We start from the raw sequence: 22685 nt of genomic DNA on the forward strand, positions 1-22685 counted from the left end.
CTTCAAATGGATTCTTTCTCCATTCCTTTAATCGCTTCAAATATCATGGTTGTAACAGGTAATGCCTGCCCCATTTCTTTAGCATGTTCCAATACAGCTCCCAGGATCGCATCAACTTCCGTTTTTCTACCATGCATTATATCACTAAGCATAGAGGAATGATTTTCTTTTGTACTTTGACAAATCTGGATCATTTTCTCTAATGAATGCTTTGGATTTATTTCAGGGAATACTGAAGCTACCTCAGTATGCAGCTGTTTCAAAACCTTATAATAATGAAGGTTCTCGATAAGTTTTCCATTTTTCACTTTAAATATAGCCGTTAAAGGGTTAATCACACTGTTGGCGATTAACTTTTCAAAAAGCATTTCCTTATAATTCTCGTGAAAACGAAATGGAAATACATCAGCTATGCCAATTGGAAAACAAGTGAATTTTTCTCTAACCCCACGGAATAGCGCGATATTCGTTATGCCTAAACCGGTATGGTGAATCTGATTTTCCTCTGTTTTTTTCACCCCATGTTCAACGGTGCCCACATAGATTGTTTCTTGCGGTAATGTTTCTAAAAATTTTATATGCCCGATACCATTTTGAATAAACAGCAGCGGAGTATCAGCAGGCAAGATCATTAGCTGCTTCATTAAAGATGCGAGATCATATTGTTTAACTGCAATAATTATTAAATCCTGCTTTTCTAATTTCTCAAATTTAGAATAAGCAGTTACATCATATTTAATATTTCTGTTAGAGTTCGATAACAAAATCCCTTTTTCATTAATTACACTCGCTTGTGCTTGCGTTCTAGTAAGCAAAATAACTTTATGTTGTAAACTTAAGTAAGTACTAAATAAAAGACCTACTGCGCCCCCACCAATAATCCCTATTTTCATATGATCACCTGCATTTTTATATTCGTTAGTGCTAAAGTTAGAATCCATTAAAATAAACTGATTTTTTATTAAGTTTATATTATAATATTCCTAAATAAAATGCATATATCAGATATATATAATGGAGATAAGGAGGTTTGCATATGCCCCAAATTGTCAAATAGCTTAAAATTAATTACAAAACGCTTGATGAATTTAAGAAATTTAAAGAGTTTGGCATACAGGAGCTATCCATGATCGATGATCTTCAAACTAATATGATTGAAGATAATACTTATTCCCCATTCTACGGGATCTATTTTGGTGATAAACTAATTGCCAGGATGAGTTTATATCAAAACTCTGCTAAATATGATCAATATTTTAATCCACCGCAGGACTATCTAGAATTGTGGAAACTGGAAGTGTTACCTGGATATCAGAAAAATGGATATGGCAAAGCACTTATAGAATATGCAAAAAGCTATAATATTCCGATTAAAACAAATCCGCGAATGAATTCTCGAGCCTTCTTCGAAAGGATGGGTTTTGAACCAATCCATTATGAGATTGAACGTGACCGGGGCGAAGAACCATTAGTTTGGTATCCAAGTGGAGTAACTTCCCAATCATTTTAACAATATATGAAACTATTTTAAATGATGATCGTATATTAGCATGCAAGCATTTATTATTAGGAGGTATTTCTTTTGAAAAGAACAGGCGAAATTACATTAGGGGTTATTGGGGTCGTATTAAGTGCATTTACCAGTTTAATTGGGATGTTCTTCCTATTTATGGGGTCAGATGCAGTCAGAAGTGAGGTTGCTAATGATCCAACTATTGCCGATGATCCAACATTAACAATGGAAGATATGGATGGAATATTAAGTATTTTCTCTGGAGCGGGATGGGCTATTATTATCGCTACGATTATTGGATTGATCCTTGGAATTATTGCGATCGTTAATATAGTTGGTAATAAAAAGCCAAAAGTGGCTGGCTGGATGAATATAATCGGTGCTGTCTTGATGGGCATTATTTCACTCGGAGTAGCTTTTCTTCCAGCATTACTTTTACTCATCGCTGGAATTATGTGCTTTGTCCGTAAAGCCCCACCTGAGGAACCAATCCAGTCGCAAACATTATAAAAATCTATTGACTGAAAAAAAGGAGCCGATACATACATTCGGCTCCTTTTCTTATTTTAAACTTTCCTGTTTACTAGTTGCTTCTTCTGTGAATTCATCTGCTATTTTTCTAGCTTTATCTAAAAGATACATTAAAGAGTGATAATCTTTTTTTAATTGATGATACTTTTCATCCGCCTCTTTTACTTTTTCATTTGCTGTTAGATGAAGGGCCTGTAAATTTCTTACTTCATTCTTTAAACGCATATTTTCTGATTTATAGTAATCTAATTCAGCTAATTCTTTTTCAATTTCATTAAGAAGAGAAGTTGCATTAGCCAATATTGAAGAAGGCTGTTGCTTTAACGGGCTTTCCTCCATCTTCTGCAAATCTGTAGTACTTGTTGAATCCTCGACCAACTTTAAATTTTTTCTTGCCTTTTTCGCCTGACTAATTTCCTCTTTATATTGTTTTCTAATATTAGAATTCCAGCGAAACCCACACGCAGCTGCGGTTCTTTTCAATTGTTTGCCAGCCTCTTCGAAAGCCTTCAATTGTGTACTTGCCTCACGTATATGAGATAACACCAATTCAGCTAAGAGAAGATCCTCATCTGACGACCAAGCATCTTGACGTGAAGTTGTCATTTCATCACCTCTACTTTTTTGTAAGTATATGCCCTCAGACTGAAAGATAGAATCAGCCCTTAAAAAAAGCAAGAAAAGACAACAAGATTAAGATAAGGAAATAAAGCTGTGGCAGCAATTTGAGTGAAAAGAAAAGCTTTCATTTTACGATCTTATTACTTTAGAGTCTCGAATAGAATGCACTTGGAATTGGATAACTCCGAAAATAATCAGCACAAAATTGTATTTTCCTAAATAAAAAAGTGTGAAGAGCCATGGTCTCTTCACACTTTTTATTAAAGTTATTATTTGCTCACAACTTCAGTACCTTTATAAGTTCCACATTCTTTACAAACACGATGAGCAAGTTTCTTCTCTCCGCAGTTCGGGCAATCAACCATGCCTGGGACTTCTAATTTAAAATGAGTCCGGCGTTTTCTTTTTACAGTCTTTGACGTTCTTCTAGCTGGTACAGCCATAATTCCCACCTCCTTATAAGAAATGTGCAAGGCGCCGACCTATCGGCGACAGTAAACAACGCAAGCGCCTTGAACTATATCAAAAGTATCATTCCTCTTCGTTTTCTAGCAAGGTAGCAAGACCAGCGAGACGAGGATCTACTTTTTTATCCTTCTCTTTTTCTGCTTCAAATTGATCTTCTGTCATGACGTTCCAACCTTTTCCCGATTGTGCATCCTTGTCTAATGCTTCTTGAGAAAAGACCTGCATCGGAATATCTACAAGGATTAACTCCTCAATAACAGGAAGCAAATCCACTACTCCATTTTCGGGTTCATGTACAATATCATCAACATCATCACTTAAAATTTGATTCATACTAAGTGAATAAACTTCTGTTGAAAAAATATCAATTGGATATTCCGTATCGACTAATGTACGAGCACAAGGTAAAATTAAAGTACCTTTGAGTTGAAGATGGAAAGTCACTCTTTCAGAATCTACCTTAATCTTCCCCTTTATCTCGATCGGGGAGGCGTTCCTAATTTCTGAGTTTCTAGCCATAAGATCCTTTGTAATATCAATTTTCCGGTCAATTACAACTTCACTATCTCGTAGTTTTTGTAACTGAGAAACTGTCCATTTCATGTTTATCACCTCTTGGCAACAAAAGTAATTATAGCTTTCAGGTTCTCGTTTGTCAATATATGTAGTTACTTTTTCATTCTTCTTATTATCTTACCCACTTCTTAATAAAAAAGTCTTTTTAAGTAAGTTGTTTACAATAATTTCATTATGTTGATCTCGGCAAAAAGTAAGCCAATTTTTATTTTTTTCCAACCTTTAGTATCATAATAGAAAGTTATCGTTCAGGAGGAATAATCATGAAAACAGTAGGAATTGTAGTGGAATATAATCCATTCCATAATGGTCATTTATATCAATTGCAAAAAGCTAAAGAAGAAGCAAGAGCGGATATCGCTATATGTGTTATGAGTGGAAATTTCTTACAGAGGGGAGAGCCTGCGCTTGTTTCAAAGTGGTCTAGAACTAAAATGGCATTAGCTGCTGGTATTGACCTTGTCATTGAGTTACCCTTTGCTTTTTCAGTACAAAAAGCGGAAATTTTTGCATATGGCGCTGTTCATTTACTTAATGCATTAAATTGCCGTTATATTTGTTTTGGAAGTGAATCAGGTGAGATTAAGGATTTCCAAGACTCAGTCAGCTTTATAAAAAAACATCAGTTTCAATACGAAAAATATATTAAAGAATTTGTTAAAACGGGAATGAGTTATCCTTCTGCTTTATCAAAAGCCTATAAAACTTTACGTCCAAATAATGAATGGATTGATTTATCAAAACCAAATAATATTCTCGGGTTTCACTATATGGATGCAGCTGCTAAAATCAATCCTCAGTTACAATTTATTACAGTAAAAAGAAAAAACGCTGGGTATCATGATCTCTCATTTAATGAAACGAATATAGCAAGTGCCACTTCCATTAGAAATCAATTATATCAAACAGGCATCACTGATGTGATTCATGAATATATTCCGAAGACTAGCCTATCTGAATTACAAAGCTATTTTGCTAATTTTGGACAACTTCATTCCTGGGAAAATTATTGGGACTATTTACAGTATCAGCTATTATCCAAAAGTAGTTCAGAACTAAAAGTAATTTATGAGGTGGAGGAAGGGCTTGAAAATCGACTGATCCGAGCTGCACAAAGTTCCAAAGATTTTCAAAGCTTTATGAAAACCATTAAAACAAAAAGATATACTTGGACAAGGCTGCAACGAACCTTAACACACATTCTTCTTAATGTACATAAAGAAACCATTCGTTCTTTTGGCAACGAGCCACAATATGTTCGCTTACTGGGAATGAGTCAAAGTGGACAAAAATATTTAAGTGCAATCAAAAAAGATTTAGAAATCCCTTTAATTTCTAAAGTCTCAGCCCAACAAAATCAAATGCTTGCCCTTGACATAAAGGCTACACATATTTATGCGCATGGTCTAGCAGAACCTTACCGGTCAAAAATGCTTGATCTTGATTATAGGCAACCACCTATTATGATGTGATGACTTTCTTATTGGCCCTAATTAATGTCCTAGCCCATGAGACAAATTGCTCCAAGGGATTAGAGCGATAATCAGCATTACTAGAGGTAAAGAAGTTCTATTAGCATTATTTCTTCTGCCACCTTCGTTTTTAAGGGGGAAGCGGTTGGATAGTTTGCTTTTGCTATCTGTTCGGCTTCACCCGTGTCTTTCACCATTGTTCAGTAATTGCTGGAAAGACTCCTAATTAAATCCTGCACTTAACCATGAATACCTAGGTCAGATATTCATTTCTTTTGACTTGCAGCGGAATCAAAACGACATGACGAATTCGAGAATCTTGCTTAAACACAAACATCTTCTGCATTTTAGTGTTCCTGTATAAGCTGTTTAATCTTTGGTAATTGTCTTAGTGTTTCTTCTTCTCCTCTTTTGATGATATCTTTAATATTTTTGAACGATCTTGCACTAAATTCTTCTACATGTGGACGAAGCATTAAATCGGATTCACTTTCTTTGACAGTTCCGATTTCGGTTTGCATTATATCAAGACTTTGCATAATCACATCATAAACAGTTGTAATTTCCGCTTTTTTGTTCACTATAGCAACATCCGAAGCTAATACAATATCAGCTCCCATTTTTCTCACAGTGGAAATCGGAATTTTATCCACTACTCCACCATCTACAAGCAATCTGCCGTTGATTTTGACAGGGGTAAATATCCCGGGGATGGCAATACTTGCACGCACAATACGCGCGATATTTCCCTTACTAAATTCTACTTTTTCCCCTGTTTGTAAATCTGTTGTCATGACTTTAACAGGAATTTTCAACTCCTCAAGATTTTTTCCATGCATGAATAAATTAATCAGGTTTTCAATCCGCTTCCCTTCTATAAATCCCATTTTGGGAATAGTAAAATCCAGATAATGATTTCTTTGAAAAGCGATGGAAAGCCTAATTAATTGTTCCAGATTATGTCCAAAGGCGAAAAAACAACCGACTAGGGCGCCCATGCTACTTCCAGCGATAACATCAATCGGGATAGAATGTTCCTGTAAGATTTTTAATACTCCTAAATGAGCAAAACCTCTTGCCCCTCCAGACCCCAGTGCTAAGCCAATTTTCGGCATCCCAGATCGCCTCCTGGAACATCTTATGGTCTAAATACGGTTTTTATGAGTATATTGAATATGTGGATGTTGGACAGGGGGTATACAGTATTGGCTAGGTTTACTTTATCAAAAATGAAAACATTAGTATTGGCAACATTAGTGACGTTAATGGCTATATCCATGATCGCTTTACCAGAAGACTCATTAGAAGCATCCATACGTGGATTAAAAATGTGGTGGGAAATTGTTTTTCCATCTCTCTTCCCCTTTTTTGTCATTTCTGAACTGTTAATTGGTTTTGGAGTGGTTAAATTTTTAGGGGTTCTACTTGAGCCGTTTATGAGACCTTTTTTTCGTGTTCCTGGAGTTGGTGGATTCGCTTGGGCTATGGGTATGGCCACTGGTTTTCCCGCCGGAGCTAAATTAACTGCTAGACTAAGGCAAGAAAATCAATTGACTAAGATTGAAGCACAGAGGTTAGTCTCCTTCACAAATTCATCTAGCCCATTATTCATCTTTGGTGCAGTTTCAGTAGGTTTTTTCCATAATCCTCGTTTAGGTTTTTTGCTAGCAGCCGCACATTATTTAGGAAATTTTTTTGTTGGTTTTATTATGCGATTCTATGGTGTAAAAGAAAAAAAGCTTAAAAAACATAAAGAGAAGAAAGCACTATTCAATATTTCTGAAGCTTTATCATCCTTACATCAAACTAGAATTCAAAATCACAAACCACTTGGTAAACTGCTAGGAGATGCCGTCATGTCATCCATTCATACTCTCCTTATGATTGGCGGTTTTATTATTCTTTTTTCTGTAATCAATAAATTATTATTTCACCTTCATTTTACTCCAGCGATCGCATCTTTACTTGACTACATTTTGCCAATTTTGCAGCTCCCAAAAGAATTTGGCAATTCTTTAGTTGCAGGAATTTTTGAAATTACATTGGGGAGTCAAATGGCTAGCGAAGTCCAAAGTTCAGTTTTATTACAACAAGCGATAATCGTTAGTTTTATTCTCGGTTTTAGTGGTTTTAGTGTACATGCTCAAGTGGCTAGTATATTAGCAACGACAGATATTGCTTATAAGCCGTTTTTCTTTGCTCGTGTATTGCATGGAATCCTTGCAAGTATATTTACAGTTGTACTTTGGGAACCTCTTTCCAACTACTTTCATATACAAACAACGAACACCATTGTTCCTGTTTTCCTTCAAGAATATGATCATTGGTGGGAAACCATCTTGGTCGTGTTCAGTAAGTTTGGTCCATTATTAACGATTATCTCCCTTGTATTTTATCTATTCTTCTATATAAGAAAGATGAGCAACAACCAAGTCAGTTAGTAAATATACAATAGATGATTCTTACCATTCCTTAAATTGATTGCGAAAAAAGCTGTATTTATCCGCTGATAATAGTTTCAATGGATAAATACAGCTTTTCTATAATTCATTCACTAAATTTTAGCTCCAATGCCTTTTCTACTTCACTAGGCACTAGTTCTGATATGTTTCCTTTATATTTGGCAACTTCTTTTACAATACTTGAACTTAAAAAGGAATATTGATTGTTTGTCATAATAAAAAATGTTTCAATTTGTTCGTTCAAGACTCTATTCATAGATGTAATTTGCATTTCATACTCAAAATCTGAAACAGCCCTTAGTCCGCGAATAATAGCCTTTGCATTCACTTTCTTTGCATAATCAATAAGCAAGCCGTCATATGTATCGACAATCACATTATCAAAATCTTTTGTTACTGCTTTTAAAAGTTCCAACCTTTCTTCTACTGAAAATAAAGGTTTTTTCGAAGAATTGTTTAAAATCACAACTCGTACTTCCTCAAAAACTTTTGCCCCTCTTTGGATAATATCCACATGTCCCATTGTGACAGGATCAAAGCTCCCTGGACAAACTGCAATACTTTTCATGATGTCCCCCTTGTTACTTTTCTAATTTAGAATGTGTAAAATGATCTGGTAAAATGGTTTGTTTCTTACTCCTATATGTATCGGCGTTATATATACTAGAATTATCGCCTCACCGAGCTTTGGAACTACAGGTTATACGAGTTGATGGATGGGAATGAGTAACATCTACCTTGTAGCATACTTGGTAGCTATCCTCCATCATTGAATAGCCAGTTATAGACGATAAATGGATAAAGCCGTAATTCCAAACTGATCTTTTCTATCACACACTAATCCTCCAATACTTTTTGGAAGTGAAAGATCAGAATCATGTTCAACTATAATCATTCCCTGCTGTTTAAGAAGATTACTTTTTTCAATCGTATGTAATATCACTTCTAATTTTTGGCGATGATAAGGCGGATCAAGGAAAATATAATCGAAATGGATATCCCTCTTTATTAATGCTTTTAAAGCCCGTTCAGCATCATTTCTATAGATTTCCACTTGATTATCCAATTCGCAAGATTGAACGTTATTTTTGATTGTTTGAATCGCTTGTCGATCTTTATCAATCATAATAACTTTTTCCATCCCACGGCTTAAGCCTTCAATTCCTAATGCACCACTACCAGCGAATAAATCGAGGGCTATACCTCCTGAAAAATAAGGGCCAATTATATTAAAAAGTGTCTCCTTAATCTTATCTGTTGTTGGTCTTGTACCATTTCCTGGCACAGCTTTTAATGGTCTTCCTTTTAAATTTCCAGAAATTACTCTCATACCGTCACCAAATTTTATAAGTTGTTATGATTCCAGATTAGTGCCGCTCGCTCTATTATAGCGAGTCATAGTTCATTTTAATTTACAAATGGTAAAATCCCACATCGATAGTTCTTGTTTTTTATAACTAGAAGGAAAGAATAATCGACAAATATTCTTATTAAAGTTCACCTTATCCTACCACATTCTAAATTACCTATACAAATAAAATATATATTTCGACCATAAGCTTTTTATCTGCTGAAGTTTCTTATTTGAATTAGTATACTTCCTTTATTTATAGGCAATAATATTCTTAACGGCATCAAAATGAATGATGCTGTTGCCAACCGCGGAGAAGACTTACATTCCCCTTAAGTTCTTCCTCCGGTTTCTCCTCTCCCTTTTGCCTTCTAAACCGTTTAGACGGCAATGGAAGGACCCTGCAGAAATGCAGGGTTATTTTTTTTCTTTTATTTGAATCGTAGTTGTATCTTGAACAATCTCGATATTAAATAATGTGGGAATAATCGCCATCTCCATCATTATAGTTTCTTGAGCAAACGTTACAGGTGCCTCACCGATGCCATAACGCTGATCATTTAAATCAAAATATCTTTTATCAGGATAAAACCGATAATGTATTTTCCCTTTATCAGCTTGAACATTCTGGCGATCTGTTAACGCCACTTGATAATTCAAAGCCTTAAGCAAGGGTACAGCTTCAATTAACCATTTATCATTTTTATGTAAAACATTTATTTCTCCAATATCCTTTCCATTTAAAAACACCTTCCTAGAATCATAAATTATTAAAGGTGAAAAGGGATTCTCTTTAACTTTATTATCAGTAAAAAAGCGAATCTTCCCTCCTAAAATATCACTCAACATCAAATCAAGATCTTTACTTTCCAATTGTTTTTGATCAAAAGAATGAAGCTGTTGATGCCATTCTTTCATTTGTTCTTCGGAAAGAGAACGGTCAAGCTCCCCATACATCTTTTTCGCTTTAGCACTCTTCGGTGGCACATTTATTACCAAAGCTGCTATAACTTCGGATAGCCATTCCTCTGCAGGTTTGAATGTAAAAACATTCTGTATATCCATCATCACCAATTGCCTCTGAAGATCTTGCATATTATCTTCAGGTCGCATAATCCATAATCGTCCATTCTTGATTGCTTTATGTTGATCAGTAAGAATCAAATATAAGGGTTCTTGACTAAAAGGAATATAGTTAATATTTTTCGCTGGTTTATTTTCCTTAGAGGAATATAGGACTATATCTTCATGATTATGAATGATATCCAAAGGTTTCTGTTGCCAGTATAAAACCACCTCATCCTCTATCCCTTCTAAATAGTAATAATCTAAGAGTTCCATTTCTTTCATCGTTGTTTCTTTAGTATTCCCAACCCAACTTCCCTTTTTCCAATTAAATTCGCTTAGTTGAATCTTATGCGCTTGAATATCGACACCCTCTAAATGAATAAGCCAATCTTCTAATAAAAAACTTTTCGGTTTTTGTTTTGGAGCAGGAAGAGTATAAGTAAGAGTGATTTCCTCTTCTTTTACTTCTATACGACTATTTTTTAATGTACAACTCTCATTGCTCCTATTCTCACATTTAACATCTTTTAATTTGTCTGGGATTTGCAACTCATATTTTTGGTTTGGCAAAGGGCCTATCACCTGTTTGATTTGAAACTGTCCTTGTACATGTTTTAAATACACTGATTCATCAGCTACTATCACAGCCTTTTCATCATTTACAGAATAAGCTTTCCATTGATATATTAAAGTGCTCACCGTCAAAAGAAACAGCATAATGATCAAAATTATATTTTTTTTCACTGTTAATTCCCCTTAGTTGTTCTACTAAAGATATCGGCTTAAACCATCTCTGTTTTACAACATAAAAAGCTGTCACAGAAGTATGGAGATCTTGTCCTAATAAAAAACAGGATTTCTATTTCTTCCGTAACAGCTTATTCACTTTTATAAACCAATTCGATAGTCATATTCCTTGGCTTTATCTGGTTTAGAGTTTTCATACACCGTTTTTAAGAAAGGTTTATAAGACAATTCAACTTTTTTAACAAATGGCATGGAGGCTAATTTTTCCGCTTTTTCTTCTGCCTCCGCTTGGGCAGTATACATAACTACATATTTCATTCTTTTGGATACATAATGAATATTGCCGTATCTTCTTAAGCTTTTAACATTCTTTAAATTAAATAACCAAATGATCAATCCTTGTCTTTCACTTAACATATACCTACCCCTTTAACTGCGTGTTCAAATAGGAGGACAAAAGGACCTAGAAGCAGGCCAGAAAGGTTTTGCGCTTGTTCTTGCAACATAGAGATGTGCATCCATTTGACCCTTACTTCTTTAAACATTTCCTTTTAATTAACTTAGGCAGAACAACCGCAACCACTACCGGAGCCACAGCTGCCACCACAAGATGATCCCGTCTCGAAAAATGGATTTCCTGTAGGAACTTTAATTTGCTCTGAAACAGATCTGGCAATCATGACACTAACTTCATCTAATAATGACTGTAACTCATTTTCTACCCTGCGGAAATTCGCGATGTTTTCATCTAAATCCATTTCTCTTTTCCGTTCCCGGGTTTTCACCATAATTTCTTTATAATCCGGGTGGTATCGACCAAATCTTTGGACATCCTCATATAAATCCTTCATCTCAAGAAATGATTTAATTTTCCTTTGAGTCTCTGGATCTTTTTGCAATTTATTATAATAAAATCTATATTTATCAGCGACCTCTGAATGGATAATTTGTTTGCCTATGCTTTCGGCTTTTTCTAATAATTGAACAGTTTCGATTGTAGCAAGCATGTGCTCACCTCCAATTGTTATTTTATCATGTTTTGAATATGGGTGCGACTATTCTTCGTGTTTTGGGTAAGGATTTGCGATTTTCATTAGTTTTTCAACAAGCTTTTTTTATATAATTTTCACTTCAAATATTTTTGATAAGTGACGGGTTTGGTTATTTAATCCCACAATTTCCACCTTCATTTTATGTGATCCAGCCTCTAAGTTTTTTATAATAAATGCAGCAGTATCGTAATGGTCATAGAATTTCCCATCAATATATACATTGATTTTTGCAGAATTTTCATCTTCTTCGTTAAATGACACCTCGGGAACATAACATTCTACTTTAACATGCTTGCCATCAACAAAATGTTGCACTTGGATTGCCGACTTCTCCTCAAGCTCTGATGCCTCTACTGTAAAAGATTCGGGCTCAGGTATTTTCTGACCACAACCAGTAATTAAGCCTGGTATCATCGCTAATAAGATTAATCTCCACATTATAATCACTCCTTCCTTTTAGTTTTCACAAAAGGAAGAGGTTCATACAAGAAATATTATTTACTTTGAAGCGTTTAATGCCTGAAACATATTCATCATCATGGAGGCCATTTGCATATTATTTGAGAATCTTTCAACACGATGAGGGATCGTCTTTTTAAAATAGTGTAGGGAGGCAATTTCAAATTGTTCAAGTAGTTCAGGTTCTCGTGATAATTTTCGATACCACTGTGGTTGTTCCCGTAGAAACTGTTTTAATTCCTGCTTAGTATAAATATACTGCATGACTTCTTGACGCATCATTTCAACCCCCTAATCTTTTCTAAAAGAAAAAGGATTATTGGACTTTGCCTGTTGTGCACCTGAAGATTGTGCCCCATTCTGACCACTTGATTGACTGAATTGAGTTAACACCCCTTGAACCGCACCAATCGCCTGACTTAGTTGTTGAATATGCTGCTGTAATTGGTTGCCATCCATATTCTTTAAGATTTTTGTAATTTGACCTATAGATAATTTACTATCTTCCTCTTTTTTTTCATTATTTTCCGTTTTACTTGTACCTTCATTTTTCCATCTAGGATCATCTTCACCAAGTAAATACCAATCCTCAAATAACTCCTGCCAAGTGTATTCTTCTTGGCGAACTGCCTTAATTAAATGAGGATGTTGTTGTATAAAATTTTTAAATTCCTTTACAGAGGGATGGAGCTCTTTATCCATTATCATTCACCTCGCCTATACAATCGTCCTATATATAGATTATGTTTGCCCCCCAAAAAAGTGAGTAAAAGAGAGAGCTTCGAGCAAGTCATAAGGGGCGATTAGAAACATGGTGAATGCACAAGCTTATGGTCAAAACCATATATTTTTATTCCATCTCAATGAAATTTTGTGTGTAATATCTTTGATAAACGCCTACACCTAAATTTGTATATTTATCATCCAAGAGAGTCTTTCTATGGTCATCGGAATTAAGCCAGCCTTCAACAACAGCGGGACCATCTATATAATCCTTAGCTATATTTTCTGCTGCTGCATTATAATCAATTCCGTTCACATCAAGTCTTTCAGCAAGTGAACCAAATTCAGGTGAATCATGGGAAAAATATTCTTGATTTTTCATATCTTTACTATGTTCGTATGCTACTGTAGACACCGTTTCATCCCATTCTAAAGGATATAAATCAAAACGTTCTCTAATAATATTTGTTATATCAAATACCTGCTTTTTACTTCCCTCTTCGATAGCGTCCCAATCATCTCTTTTTAATTCATCTGGCTTTATGAGGTTTCCGTTATAAACCAACTCATATGGTTTTTGAGTAATAAGCGTTTTTTTATCTAAAAAGCGAATACTAGATAGCGTCCCTGTAAATTTATCAATGGCTAGTTGAGCAAAAATCTCTCCTAGAGGGACAAGGGGTCGAATATATAAATCCTCCTCCGATAATTCAAACCGATAAGTTCCATCATCAGTAGAAACTGTAATTTCAGTTTCTAAAATAGTTGACCGAAAAACATCCTCGATAGGCTGGCCAATTGTATAAGGCGCAACATTCAATTGATTTCCGATCGCATAAATCGTAACAATTTTTTCCTTAGTGACACCTACCTGCATATAGGTCCCACTAAAACCTTTATAAATCCACCAATCATACCCATAGGCAGATGGTTCAATTCTTTCTGGTTTTCCGTAATCATCTATAATTGCCTGGCTGTCTTTTCCGATATAAACGGATAGTCCTTCTTGAGGACGAGTCGTTTCCTCCATGCTGTCCCCATTTATAAAATAATCAATTTTAGGAGGTTTGGCGGAATTCTGATCTTTTAAAGGTTCATGACTATTTTCATCAGTAGAATGGGAAAAAATCATAAGTATAAATATAATCGGCGTAATAATACAAATTCGAACAAAAGTACGCAGCCTTGGCCCTCCTTTCTTTAAAAGCGATCTGTCCCTTTTCATTTTTCATTATGTTATGTATATAATGATTCCATTCTAACATTGTTTTCTACTCAAAGAAAATGAATATACATAGAACAGCTGGATTTTCATGGTTTATTACATTACAATCAAATTTCCTTTACAACTAGTTAATAATTCGCCTAAAAGTTGTCATCTTTTCACTTTCCTCTTCATACAACAAACCCATAACATTGCAAGTTCCAGATTTTTCGACTATTATATAAGAGGAATAAATGATTCTTTTATGTTAAAAATCGAATGATACATTATTGATCACAAAGGAGGCCATTACCATGAAATTTGAAAATACTAGTATTGAAACATTACATATGGACTTAAATCGATTAGATGAAGTAATGGAAGCGAACTCTATGATAAGAGCTGGACAATGGGATTATGAACGTGTTACTTATGATCACAAATTTCAAATTCGTGAAGGTACATACTATTTACGGGTTCAGGGCTATGCAACCCAAGGTGATGTTGGCGCCCACGACGCTTATATTCAACTTATGACTCCAATTCTAGGTAAACACTATTATCCTCATGGCGTAGAATATGGAGAAGATGAATATTTTCCTGATCACCTCGTGAACCAATGCCAACAAATGCTGGAAAAGATTTATAAAGATCTATCCGTATTTTCTGATTGATGCGGCATAAAAATAGAAAAGGAACATGGAGATGCGTTACACTATCTTCATGTTCTTTTTTGTATAAAATAGAAAAATTGAGTTGAGCGCTGAGCGCGATAATACATCCCTTACGTTATAATCTAACTTCATCTCTTGCAGGCAGGGGTGATACCCGAAACCATATTTCTCTTATAAGTTGGCTAAGGCTATGACCATTTAGCCATAGCCTTTCTATGGGATTAATCCCTTATTAATTCCATTCTTTCAATCGAGCAATTATTTTTTTCATGAACCGCCCAAGTTTTCCCTCTGATTTTCGCTGTTTCTGCCACTCATTATAACTAGCAATCGTAATCAGTAGCAACCCAACAATCAATAGGTAACCCCACCATGGCATATTCCCCCAGTAAGGTCTTGTTTGATACATAACATTAAACAGCAATGTCCCCAGACCGACAAAGAAATAAGATTTGATTTGAAACTTCATACCTAATAAGAAAGCCGCTAACGAGAGGGTTCCAATAATGAGTGCATCCCAAATCGTATTGCTCTGAATCGCATCATGAATGAGATAAACCGTAATAATTACAAGAATAACGGTTTGGACGTGATTCATAACTTGCTTTTTATCTTTCCATGTTCGTGTGGCCAATAAAATCGCCAAGATTAGAATAGGCAATGCCCGAAGTTCGGCATGTAAAAGCGGAGTAACAAGATCCAGATATTCTGATAACACTAAATAGTAAGCAGGTAATAAAGAAATACCTGATAAGGTAATATAAATCTTCTTCTCTATGCCTTTTTCGAGACGATTGATTTGTAAGTATAACCAACATGCGATCATAAGAAATGGAATTACCCGTAGCCAAACATTGTCTACTGCCAATGAAAGGCTAAACGCAAAGGCTACGTAAAAGAGGGCTCCAACCGTATACCAATCGACTTTTGTCACCTTGTTCTCCACTTCCGTATAAAGACTTGTAAACAAGAATCTCCCAGCCGCTATTAATATGATGAAGAAGAGAACACTCACAACCATGAGATGATCTGTTTCTGTGATCCATTCTTGCCGAATCCACATTATAATGGAAGCAGTAACAGGGACTAGACTGAAAAGCAACCATTTCCGAACATGTAGTAAATAAAGACTTAATACCATCCAACCGATCAAGATGATAATTGTAACAACCGTTTCAATGGATAAGGTCGTTACCGTTATAAGCAGATTTACATGAATGAATGGAATCATATACCATTCCATTCTTTTCTTCCAGACAGATGGAGCAAACCACCATACACTAAAGAATAGGATACTGGCTATAATCGCTGCATATTCAATTGGTAACTGAGAGATGATATTATAATAAAGAATATGCATCATGATCAGCCATGGGATCATCGACATGGCCGCAAATAAAAGCAACTTAATCTGCCACTCTTTTTTCTTCACAAACGCACTGTATAAATAAATAGCAAGTGCAATAAATAGGATAACTGGATGAATCGAATGATTAAAGATCGAATCGATACAAAAGAACAGCATTATCCCAATAAGCGTAATATGAGCCAGCCAGAAGTAATATGGTTTTAACTCCTTAATATACTTTCCTCCATACCAGTCAACTACTAATAAGAGAACAGGAGCAAATATCATATACCAAGCATAGCCTTCCATCGAATCAATTGGAAAGAAATGATACAAAGACATATAGAAAAACAGTGTAAGAACAGAGACAAGGCTCCATAGCTGCTGTAAATGAGAGCGTTGTATTAGCCAATATGCCAAGCCGATACCAATAAAAAAGATGAGCGATTGAATCAACTGTCCATCGTTAAAGTAATAAAATACCGCTAGTAAAACAGCTATATTATAGCCGACTTGACCAATATAGAAGGCGGCCTGCGCTAAACCAGGTCTATTCATACGATCCCAAATTTTGCATACTGCTAATAAAACAATAGACGATACAGCAACATGAAAGGGTATGTCCAAACGCTCTTGATAAGCTGGAAGATGCTCTACTAACTCAGGATAAATTAGAAAAAGAGCTAGAATCCAACTAATCGCATGAAGCCATTCTGCCACTTGCTTTTCGATAACCTTTGAGGAAGTCGATACAAGCAAGCATAGGACTCCTAATAAAACCAACATCACTGCTAATTCGATAAATTCCTCTAATAGCAATCCATAAAGCAAAGAGAATAACATAACTCCTGCACTGACATAATACGTACTTATTCCAATTGCTTGAATATACTTTCCTAGTCTCCTGTAACCAATCATAAAAAACAGAAGCGCTGCATAGATAAACAGAAAAAAATACCAACTTATAATAAAATAAGGCTCAATTGCTACATTCCATAACTGTGTGCCAATACTAACTAGAAATACTGGAGCTAACCAGCGGAATACCTGCCTATTCGTGATATTGGAAAGATAAATATAGGTTCCGGCTATGACGAAATAAGCCAGCAACATTGTCCAAGAGTCTGATCCTGCTCTTATCATCAGACCTTGAAAACTGATATATATAAAAGCAAAAAAAGAAATAATACCTGCAGTATAGTGGAATACCTTCTCGATAAATGTATCCTTCCTCATGATATAGGCAAAGGCTAAATATCCAGCACCTAATAAGGCATATACAAAAACATCAATAGACTGTAGCCAAGAGTATTCTGTGAATTGAAACACACCATATGCAAACAAAGCTATAAAAACAAACTGGTAGGCTTTTGTATTATAGACGAATACCATGGCCATATAGAGAACCGCAGTCAATAAGACATTAAAGCTATAGAATAGTTCTTGTTCAAAAATCACTAGCATCAGTAATGTAGAAACAATCATATTCAATTGCGCATAAGCTGGTAATTCTTTTAAAAATAACAAGATTTTGGGCTGCTGTTGGCGGTGATAGCGATGATAGACATATAATAAACCTGCATTATAAATCATAATAAGTAAATAAAAAAGATCTCTTGGTACTTGAATAGCTGCAAACATAAAGCCAACAAAAAAGGACAAGAATAGAAAGAAAATCCAGACAAACAACCTAGATCGATCGGCCATCGCATTTCTCATATATAACGGGAGTGGAATCAATGTACACATCATCCCTAAGACATACCTGCCCTCGCCACCAATTGTTAAGTATGAACCGAATAAACCAAAATAACCAATCGCTAATATTCCGATAGGAAGCAATAAACTTCCTAATGCTAGGAATGCAAAAGCCGTTTTATCAATCTTTAAAAATTTACTAGAAATGATACTTAATCCAAGGAAAAATAAAGAAACACCTAGTAATGTAAGGACTTTCATAAGGGCTCCCATTTGATCCCACGAAGTTGTTGCTACTACTAAACCACTGATTAATAAAAATACAACACCAACAACCAATAACCAAGTGATATTTCGTTCCCGAATTTGTTCAGGCGACTTCTTGGGTTTTGCCTGCTTTGCTTTCGTCTCTTCAACAGATTTTTGTGTTAATGAAATGGCCTGTTCTGTTTTTATAGCAGGCGATTCGATTAATTCATTGGATGAATCAGCTGGCTGTGATTCCTGGATAACATCCGGTCCCTCTTGTTCCCGCAATTGTTGAGCAATTTCTTTTATCCGCTGCATACGGTACTGGTGATAGGTCTGCATAAAGCGGTGAAACTCTTCCTCGGTGATAAATCCCTGTTTGTATAATTGCTTTATTTCCTCTTTCACAATGCTCTCTCTCGTTGATCTTGAAATTTCATCCATCCTTCTCCCCCCTTTTTACTAATACTATGTATATAACGATAGCCATCATGATTGATAATATATGGTACATCTCATAACAAAAGACCATCTACACCTTAGAAAATGTATCCATCTTATCATTGCAAACTTTGAAGAGACCATCCATTCGAAATTCTTCTAAGATGTGTGAAATAAAATAGCTGTTAAGCTTGGCAAACCTTATGATATTTGATATTTCTTAATGAAGACAATTGCCGAAATCATCTCATCTCCGAATTGTTATAAAGTGCTTTGGTTATCGCTAATTTTTGCCATTATCCCCCTGATAATTGTCTAACTATGTTATAACAACGCCTTCATTTTACCATAAACCCTGCTAGATTTTTCATTTATCCCTAAATAATTGGCGGTAAGCTCCTTTCTTATAATTTCGAGGTATAGAATTTTTTAGGTAATCAAAGGGTTTTTTCTGAATTTATATTCCAATGTGCTTTTCTTTTTCTACCTATATAGAAGATGAAGGGGGTGAAAATACGAAATTAAAGCTTGTTTTTAATTATGGATTGTAAGAGGAGAATAACCTGTCTTTAAAGCAAAACAGTTAATCGCATTCGGCCTCAGGCTTCTGCTGATTAGCTTTATGAAACTGGCTAAAGCGATCGGCTCTTTACCTACCCAGCTCCTCTGGCAGGTTGAAAGAATGATACGTACACATTGGGGAGTAAGAGTTGACTTTCAACTCAGTTAGAAAGTGAGGTAAGAACATGAAGGTGTTTTGGAATTGAATTTTTCATGAATGGGAGGAAAAATGTTCGTGTATCGATTGATAACCCAATCGGAATTATTGATGCGGAAGTCAAGATAGAAAGGAGCAGGCTCATTGAGACCGACCTTCTCCTAGATTCGGAAAAAAATACCCAATGAAAGTTAAATTTGCTCAGATCGTCGACCGTACAGTTTCGCCAATTGATCTTAATTAAAAAGAAAGGCCCACTCCTTTAAGTGGACCTTTGAGAGTGTAGACAAAAGGGTTGGAAATCAAAATGATTTCCAACCCTTTTGCTATTCATACAGGATCATTCTATGAAAAAGAGCCATAAATGCTCTGCTTATGGTTTCTAATACGCCATGTTTGGCGTCCCCATGTCCAGCTGGTCAGCTCCTTAAGGTTTAAGGCAGCAAAAAGCATGGACATTTTTTAAAGTCCCCTGAGGGTTGTCCATCGCCTGCCATGCCTTTCTTTTGCATCGGCAGAGACACACTCAATCGTCTCTTTACGCTTCCCGTATATTTCTTTGATTTCATGATTGTGACGCAAGCCTTCAGTTACATCCAAGTAATCTTGCCAGATATGACGTTGAATCATCTTTTGGTGATTCTTACTTTCTGTGCATTGGCTGATCACTGGACACCCGGCACAAATAGAAGGAGTTGAAGCATACTGGCGTATCCTTCCTTCGTGGTTGTTCGATAGGTAAGGACCTGTCCTTCCGGACAGAGATAGCAGTCGAAATGCTCGTCATAGACATACTCATGTTTTCTGAAGAAGCCTTTCTTTGTCATTGGTCGTTTGTACGGAAGTGCAGGCAGGATCTGTTTCTCTAAAAGGTAGTTGGCAATGGCTGCGTTTTGTATGCTGCATCAGTGGCAACGACGACTGGACGTCCTACTTCGCCGATGATTTTCTGGACTAATGGTTCAAGCCTATTGCTGTCGTGGACATTCCCTGGTGTGACGATATTTGCAAGTACAAATCCCTTTTCATCCGTGGCAGCGTGAAAAGAATAAGCGAACTGCTTTGTTCGTCAATCTTTAACGTAATAACCACTTTTCGGGTTGTTGTCGACTCCTTACTCCCCTTGTACTCTTCCTTCTCAAACTTCCTTTTATTCGCGCTGGCTTTCACATGGGTCGAATCAATAAAGACATGGTCGGGGCTGAGAATCCCGCGGTTTGCCACCCCGTTTAGAACTTTATAGAAGATCTGCTCGAATAGGTCCGTATCTGCAAATCAACGCACATAGTTTTTTCCGAACGTGGAACCTCTGTATGAAAGCCAAAGCCAAGGAACCAGCGATATGCCACATTTGTTTCAATTTCCTTGATTGTCTGGCGCATGGAACGGATGCCGCAGGTATACTGAATGAATGTCATCTTGATCAGTACAACAGGGTAAATGCTGGGTCTCCCAATGGTTGAGTAAAGATCTTCGACTAATGGGTATAAAGGAGAAATCAATAGCCGCATCCAGTTTGCGCACCAGATGGTCTTGAGGAACCAACTGCTCTATTGTCAGCATTTCCAGCTGTTCGCGTTCATTAATTTGATTCTTCGTCATCATGTCCATCATCTCATTCAGTTAATAGGAAACACCGTTGATTGGAGCGGAAAGCGTCCGCTCGCAGCGGAAATCAACCTTTCTAGCTTAATCTCTATTTTAAAAGAAAAAAGACTGTAGCCAAACACCAAATTCATGGTGTTTGGCTACAGTCTGAAAGGCCCACTCCTTTGAGTGGGCCTTTACATGCAAAAGGAGATCGTTGTGGAACAAATTCTCCCATTTTATCAGTGAAATTGGCTTTTCGGCTTTAGTAACCTTTTTTTACTCTACAGGCCTGAAGGATATGATATGAAGAATCCATTGTATTTTAATCGGCGTGTTTGGGGCGATGTTGTAATAGAGCAGCCTCATTAATCTTTTCGCCTTCCAACTTCTCTTTCTCATACCATGCAAAAAATACTTTCACAAGCATATAACCAAGTACGATCTCTTGGATGACTTTCATTAGTACACCACCAAGTTGTTGGTCTATTTTCGGAGCGACATTCGTAAACAACTCAGGACTAAGGCCACTTCCTGAGAGACCAGATAATGTGGCACTAGGTACACATAGTTCCATTGCTCTTAACCACATTTCTCCATCTGTGTAAGTTGCATACATAGCAGTAGGAGCAAATATTATCATCCCACATGCAGGTAAAAGTAAAATACCATCTGCTAGAATATACCCCACTTTTTTCAAACCGTGGATTTGGTATTTTTCTTCAAGTTTATTCGTTAATGGCCACCATAAGAACAATGCTAGAACGAAGAGTAGAATTGTATAACCAGCATGGATAAAGACATTCATTTTAACGGCATCCATTACTACTGGAATATGGTAAATAGAGAATATACCATTAAACACTAGTAAAGCAATTAAAGGCTTTGTCATAAACTTGAAAATAGGATGGAACCACTTATTGTGAATAAGCTCTTTCCACACCCAATTTGGAACGGAGACAATTAGGATAGGTGGTATAACCAAATATAAAAATGCCATTTGAAACATATGAAAAGTAAACATAATATGAGCCATTAAATCGACAGGAGAACCTTTTGTCACATATACAAGCGTCATGGCAATAACAAACAATATTGCTTGTTTTGGCTTTAGTGCTTCTCGGTCAGGAGCATTGCCTCTTAGTTTAATCGTGATATAGAAATAACTGGCGATAATTAAAAGAATAAAAATCATAAAATAGGGACTCCATAATGCGCGGAACCCAAAAATACTTAAAGGCACGCTCTTCACCTCTCTAGAGTACTGATATTACCTTTATTATACTTTTATAAAAAGCTAAGTTCAACGTATCCAATTGACATATTGATGACAAAGTAAAAAGCCACCCCATTTGGGCTGGCTTTTTACTATATATGCTTCCGCTCGTATTACCACCACACAATTGTTAGAAATGCTAGGATCGTGGCAAATCCAATGATTACTCCACCATAGATAAATAACTGTGGAGCCTCATGCCCTTTCTGACTCATATGCATGAAATAATAAAGTTGAAATATCACCTGAACTAATGCAAGTAATAAGATAAATGGGATAATAAACCATTTATCAAATCCAGCTGCAACAGCGCCAAACGCACAAAGTGTTAAGAAGATGGAAATCGCAAAAGAAATAACTTGATGACGCATTTCTTCCGCATTTCTTTTTCTTCTATACTCATATTTCGTCTCAAGATCTTGTGAATTTAATTGTTCGTTTCCCATT

22 protein-coding genes and 1 pseudogene are annotated in these 22685 nt (G+C 36.0%); 5 read left to right on the plus strand and 18 right to left on the minus strand.

Annotation, left to right across the window (positions count from 1 at the left end):
* Positions 1-2 precede the first annotated feature (2 nt).
* Complete coding sequence (locus J2Z23_RS03315) at positions 3-893, minus strand: 2-dehydropantoate 2-reductase (RefSeq protein ID WP_057985810.1); 891 nt, start codon at positions 891-893, stop codon at positions 3-5.
* Between the two features lie 170 nt (positions 894-1063).
* Between J2Z23_RS03315 and J2Z23_RS03320 the strand changes: the two genes are divergently transcribed.
* Both J2Z23_RS03320 and J2Z23_RS03325 read left to right on the plus strand, forming a co-directional pair.
* Positions 1064-1510 carry an N-acetyltransferase gene (locus J2Z23_RS03320; protein WP_318249177.1) on the plus strand — a complete coding sequence of 149 codons (447 nt, stop codon included), beginning with the start codon at positions 1064-1066 and terminating at the stop codon, positions 1508-1510.
* A 72-nt stretch (positions 1511-1582) separates the two neighbouring features.
* A complete protein-coding gene (locus J2Z23_RS03325; RefSeq protein ID WP_057985808.1) occupies positions 1583-2023 on the plus strand; it encodes a DUF4064 domain-containing protein in 441 nt (146 codons plus the stop codon).
* 51 nt (positions 2024-2074) lie between these two features.
* On the opposite strand, the gene J2Z23_RS03330 is transcribed toward J2Z23_RS03325, so the two are convergent.
* The 3 genes from J2Z23_RS03330 to J2Z23_RS03340 form a co-directional block, all read right to left on the minus strand.
* The gene (locus J2Z23_RS03330) at positions 2075-2650 is read right to left on the minus strand and encodes an RsfA family transcriptional regulator (RefSeq protein WP_057985805.1); all 576 of its coding nucleotides are present in this window, start codon (positions 2648-2650) and stop codon (positions 2075-2077) included.
* Between the two features lie 284 nt (positions 2651-2934).
* Complete coding sequence (gene rpmF, locus J2Z23_RS03335) at positions 2935-3108, minus strand: 50S ribosomal protein L32 (RefSeq protein WP_057985803.1); 174 nt, start codon at positions 3106-3108, stop codon at positions 2935-2937.
* 88 nt (positions 3109-3196) lie between these two features.
* Positions 3197-3736, minus strand: a complete 540-nt coding sequence (locus J2Z23_RS03340; RefSeq protein ID WP_064468977.1) for a YceD family protein — start codon at positions 3734-3736, stop codon at positions 3197-3199.
* 236 nt (positions 3737-3972) lie between these two features.
* Here J2Z23_RS03340 and J2Z23_RS03345 point away from each other — a divergent pair, with 236 nt between their 5' ends.
* Positions 3973-5181 (plus strand): nucleotidyltransferase, encoded by a 1209-nt coding sequence (locus J2Z23_RS03345; RefSeq protein ID WP_064468978.1) that lies wholly within the window; start codon positions 3973-3975, stop codon positions 5179-5181.
* A 347-nt stretch (positions 5182-5528) separates the two neighbouring features.
* Here J2Z23_RS03345 and J2Z23_RS03350 read toward each other — a convergent pair whose 3' ends face one another.
* Positions 5529-6296 carry a patatin-like phospholipase family protein gene (locus tag J2Z23_RS03350; RefSeq protein WP_209973186.1) on the minus strand — a complete coding sequence of 256 codons (768 nt, stop codon included), beginning with the start codon at positions 6294-6296 and terminating at the stop codon, positions 5529-5531.
* A 114-nt stretch (positions 6297-6410) separates the two neighbouring features.
* Here J2Z23_RS03350 and ylbJ point away from each other — a divergent pair, with 114 nt between their 5' ends.
* Positions 6411-7622 carry a sporulation integral membrane protein YlbJ gene (gene ylbJ, locus J2Z23_RS03355; protein WP_238456250.1) on the plus strand — a complete coding sequence of 404 codons (1212 nt, stop codon included), beginning with the start codon at positions 6411-6413 and terminating at the stop codon, positions 7620-7622.
* A gap of 106 nt (positions 7623-7728) precedes the next feature.
* On the opposite strand, the gene coaD is transcribed toward ylbJ, so the two are convergent.
* From coaD to J2Z23_RS03400, 9 genes are all read right to left on the minus strand, one after another.
* Positions 7729-8211: a pantetheine-phosphate adenylyltransferase gene (gene coaD / locus J2Z23_RS03360; RefSeq protein ID WP_057985797.1), complete on the minus strand. Its 483-nt coding sequence runs from the start codon at positions 8209-8211 to the stop codon at positions 7729-7731.
* Between the two features lie 213 nt (positions 8212-8424).
* Positions 8425-8973, minus strand: coding sequence for a 16S rRNA (guanine(966)-N(2))-methyltransferase RsmD (gene rsmD, locus J2Z23_RS03365; RefSeq protein WP_057985795.1), 549 nt, complete (start codon positions 8971-8973; stop codon positions 8425-8427).
* Between the two features lie 438 nt (positions 8974-9411).
* Entirely contained in the window at positions 9412-10806 is a 1395-nt protein-coding gene (locus J2Z23_RS03370; RefSeq protein ID WP_209973188.1) for a hypothetical protein, read from the minus strand.
* 144 nt (positions 10807-10950) lie between these two features.
* Positions 10951-11226: a YlbG family protein gene (locus J2Z23_RS03375; RefSeq protein WP_057985790.1), complete on the minus strand. Its 276-nt coding sequence runs from the start codon at positions 11224-11226 to the stop codon at positions 10951-10953.
* A 143-nt stretch (positions 11227-11369) separates the two neighbouring features.
* Entirely contained in the window at positions 11370-11816 is a 447-nt protein-coding gene (locus tag J2Z23_RS03380; RefSeq protein WP_057985788.1) for a YlbF/YmcA family competence regulator, read from the minus strand.
* A gap of 108 nt (positions 11817-11924) precedes the next feature.
* Entirely contained in the window at positions 11925-12299 is a 375-nt protein-coding gene (locus tag J2Z23_RS03385; RefSeq protein ID WP_057985786.1) for a hypothetical protein, read from the minus strand.
* 60 nt (positions 12300-12359) lie between these two features.
* Entirely contained in the window at positions 12360-12599 is a 240-nt protein-coding gene (locus J2Z23_RS03390) for a YlbE-like family protein (protein ID WP_057985784.1), read from the minus strand.
* A 12-nt stretch (positions 12600-12611) separates the two neighbouring features.
* Positions 12612-13022, minus strand: coding sequence for a YlbD family protein (ylbD, locus tag J2Z23_RS03395; RefSeq protein ID WP_057985783.1), 411 nt, complete (start codon positions 13020-13022; stop codon positions 12612-12614).
* Between the two features lie 148 nt (positions 13023-13170).
* A complete protein-coding gene (locus J2Z23_RS03400; RefSeq protein WP_238482580.1) occupies positions 13171-14268 on the minus strand; it encodes a CAP domain-containing protein in 1098 nt (365 codons plus the stop codon).
* A 293-nt stretch (positions 14269-14561) separates the two neighbouring features.
* On the opposite strand from J2Z23_RS03400, the gene J2Z23_RS03405 reads away from it, so the two are divergent.
* A complete protein-coding gene (locus J2Z23_RS03405; protein ID WP_057985781.1) occupies positions 14562-14921 on the plus strand; it encodes a YugN family protein in 360 nt (119 codons plus the stop codon).
* Positions 14922-15153: 232 nt separating this feature from the next.
* Here the strand turns inward: J2Z23_RS03405 and J2Z23_RS03410 are convergent, their stop codons facing one another.
* From J2Z23_RS03410 to ctaF, 4 genes and pseudogenes are all read right to left on the minus strand, one after another.
* Positions 15154-18660: a hypothetical protein gene (locus tag J2Z23_RS03410; RefSeq protein ID WP_209973190.1), complete on the minus strand. Its 3507-nt coding sequence runs from the start codon at positions 18658-18660 to the stop codon at positions 15154-15156.
* A gap of 1060 nt (positions 18661-19720) precedes the next feature.
* Positions 19721-20980: pseudogene (locus J2Z23_RS03415) on the minus strand (transposase).
* A 307-nt stretch (positions 20981-21287) separates the two neighbouring features.
* On the minus strand, positions 21288-22214 hold the full coding sequence (ctaG, locus tag J2Z23_RS03420) for a cytochrome c oxidase assembly factor CtaG (protein ID WP_338018407.1): 927 nt from the start codon (positions 22212-22214) through the stop codon (positions 21288-21290).
* A 137-nt stretch (positions 22215-22351) separates the two neighbouring features.
* Complete coding sequence (ctaF, locus tag J2Z23_RS03425; RefSeq protein ID WP_057985775.1) at positions 22352-22684, minus strand: cytochrome c oxidase subunit IVB; 333 nt, start codon at positions 22682-22684, stop codon at positions 22352-22354.
* Between the last annotated feature and the right edge of the window lies 1 nt (position 22685).

The sequence above is a fragment of the Lederbergia galactosidilytica genome (assembly GCF_017873565.1).
In the GTDB taxonomy this organism is placed as follows: Bacteria; Bacillota; Bacilli; order Bacillales; family Bacillaceae_C; genus Lederbergia; species Lederbergia galactosidilytica.